The sequence below is a fragment of the Monashia sp. HAY1-2A genome (assembly GCF_056755315.1).
Genome location: NZ_JBNDHY010000656.1, coordinates 1 through 246, shown reverse-complemented (window position 1 = coordinate 246; position 246 = coordinate 1). Strand labels below are relative to the sequence as shown.

General features: G+C 69.9%; 1 protein-coding gene. It reads left to right on the top strand.

Annotated elements, in window-relative coordinates:
• Window positions 1-246 (top strand): isopentenyl-diphosphate Delta-isomerase (gene idi / locus ACPYOM_RS23435; RefSeq protein ID WP_481347817.1); only part of this gene is annotated, 246 nt, incomplete at both ends.

Genomic DNA, 246 nt, shown 5'->3' with positions numbered 1-246 from the left:
GATACGGCCCTTCACCTGGCCTTCTCCTGCCATGTCCACAACTCGAGCGGGGAGCTCCTGGTCACCCGTCGCGCGCTCGGCAAGACGGCGTGGCCGGGTGTCTGGACGAACTCGTTCTGCGGTCACCCCGAGCCCGCCGAGCCGGTTCTGACCGCCGTGCACCGCCGTGCCGAGTACGAGCTCGGCATCACACTGCAGGATGTGCGGCTCGCCCTCCCGCTCTTCCGGTACCGCGCGGTCGACGCG